Annotated in this window: 1 rRNA gene; it reads right to left on the bottom strand. The window is 56.8% G+C overall.

The annotated features are described in order from the left end of the window. A 23S ribosomal RNA gene (locus IF55_RS35535) occupies positions 1-2699 on the bottom strand; the annotation flags it as partial.

Here is a 2699-nt window from a genome sequence, read left to right as displayed (position 1 = left end):
GGGAGTCCTCATCTCGAAGCAGGCTTCCCGCTTAGATGCTTTCAGCGGTTATCCTTTCCGAACGTAGCCAACCAGCCATGCCCTTGGCAGAACAACTGGCACACCAGAGGTTCGTCCGTCCCGGTCCTCTCGTACTAGGGACAGCCCTTCTCAAGACTCCTACGCGCACAGCGGATAGGGACCGAACTGTCTCACGACGTTCTAAACCCAGCTCGCGTACCGCTTTAATGGGCGAACAGCCCAACCCTTGGGACCGACTCCAGCCCCAGGATGCGACGAGCCGACATCGAGGTGCCAAACCATCCCGTCGATATGGACTCTTGGGGAAGATCAGCCTGTTATCCCCGGGGTACCTTTTATCCGTTGAGCGACGGCGCTTCCACAAGCCACCGCCGGATCACTAGTCCCGACTTTCGTCCCTGCTCGACCCGTCGGTCTCACAGTCAAGCTCCCTTGTGCACTTACACTCAACACCTGATTGCCAACCAGGCTGAGGGAACCTTTGGGCGCCTCCGTTACCCTTTAGGAGGCAACCGCCCCAGTTAAACTACCCACCAGACACTGTCCCTGATCCGGATCACGGACCCAGGTTAGACATCCAGCACGACCAGAGTGGTATTTCAACGACGACTCCACCACGGCTGGCGCCATAGCTTCACAGTCTCCCACCTATCCTACACAAGCCGAACCGAACACCAATATCAAGCTATAGTAAAGGTCCCGGGGTCTTTCCGTCCTGCTGCGCGAAACGAGCATCTTTACTCGTAGTGCAATTTCACCGGGCCTATGGTTGAGACAGTCGAGAAGTCGTTACGCCATTCGTGCAGGTCGGAACTTACCCGACAAGGAATTTCGCTACCTTAGGATGGTTATAGTTACCACCGCCGTTTACTGGCGCTTAAGTTCTCAGCCTCGCCCTGTCGAAACAGAGCTAACCGGTCCCCTTAACGTTCCAGCACCGGGCAGGCGTCAGTCCGTATACATCGCCTTACGGCTTCGCACGGACCTGTGTTTTTAGTAAACAGTCGCTTCTCGCTGGTCTCTGCGGCCACCCCCAGCTCACCGTGCAAGACGGATCACCAGGAATGGCCCCCCTTCTCCCGAAGTTACGGGGGCATTTTGCCGAGTTCCTTAACCATAGTTCACCCGAACGCCTCGGTATTCTCTACCTGACCACCTGAGTCGGTTTAGGGTACGGGCCGCCATGAAACTCGCTAGAGGCTTTTCTCGACAGCATAGGATCATCCACTTCACCACAATCGGCTCGGCATCAGGTCTCAGACACATGCACGGCGGATTTGCCTACCGTACGTCCTACACCCTTACCCCGGGACAACCACCGCCCGGGCTGGACTACCTTCCTGCGTCACCCCATCACTTACCTACTACCACCTAGGGTCAGCGGCTCCACCACTCCCCTACGCTCCGAAGAGCTCAGGGCGGCTTCACGGCCTTAGCATCAGAGGATTCGATATTGGGCGCTTCAAAGCGGGTACCGGAATATCAACCGGTTGTCCATCGACTACGCCTGTCGGCCTCGCCTTAGGTCCCGACTTACCCTGGGCAGATCAGCTTGACCCAGGAACCCTTAGTCAATCGGCGCACACGTTTCCCACGTGTGAATCGCTACTCATGCCTGCATTCTCACTCGTGAACCATCCACAACTCGCTTACACGGCTGCTTCACCCGGCACACGACGCTCCCCTACCCAACCAGACGGGCGTTAGCCCTCATGTCTGATTGACACGACTTCGGCGGTACGCTTGAGCCCCGCTACATTGTCGGCGCGGAATCACTTGACCAGTGAGCTATTACGCACTCTTTCAAGGATGGCTGCTTCTAAGCCAACCTCCTGGTTGTCTCTGCGACTCCACATCCTTTCCCACTTAGCGTACGCTTAGGGGCCTTAGTCGATGCTCTGGGCTGTTTCCCTCTCGACCATGGAGCTTATCCCCCACAGTCTCACTGCCGCGCTCTCACTTACCGGCATTCGGAGTTTGGCTAAGGTCAGTAACCCGGTAGGGCCCATCGCCTATCCAGTGCTCTACCTCCGGCAAGAAACACACGACGCTGCACCTAAATGCATTTCGGGGAGAACCAGCTATCACGGAGTTTGATTGGCCTTTCACCCCTAACCACAGGTCATCCCCCAGGTTTTCAACCCTGGTGGGTTCGGTCCTCCACGAAGTCTTACCTCCGCTTCAACCTGCCCATGGCTAGATCACTCCGCTTCGGGTCTTGAGCGCGCTACTCAACGCCCTATTCGGACTCGCTTTCGCTACGGCTTCCCCACACGGGTTAACCTCGCAACACACCGCAAACTCGCAGGCTCATTCTTCAAAAGGCACGCAGTCACGACTGCATGTGCAAGCACACACAGCGACGCTCCCACGGCTTGTAGGCACACGGTTTCAGGTACTATTTCACTCCGCTCCCGCGGTACTTTTCACCATTCCCTCACGGTACTATCCGCTATCGGTCACCAGGGAATATTTAGGCTTAGCGGGTGGTCCCGCCAGATTCACACGGGATTTCTCGGGCCCCGTGCTACTTGGGTGTCTCTCAAACAAGCCGCTGATGTTTCAGCTACGGGGGTCTTACCCTCTACGCCGGACCTTTCGCATGTCCTTCGCCTACACCAACGGTTTCTGACTCGTCTCACAGCCGGCAGACTGCAAAAGAGAGATCCCACAACCCC

The organism is Streptomyces varsoviensis (genome assembly GCF_000718635.1).
GTDB classification, from domain to species: domain Bacteria; phylum Actinomycetota; class Actinomycetes; order Streptomycetales; family Streptomycetaceae; genus Streptomyces; species Streptomyces varsoviensis.
Note: the sequence above shows the minus strand (reverse complement) of the source record. Positions and strands in the feature narration are given on the sequence as shown.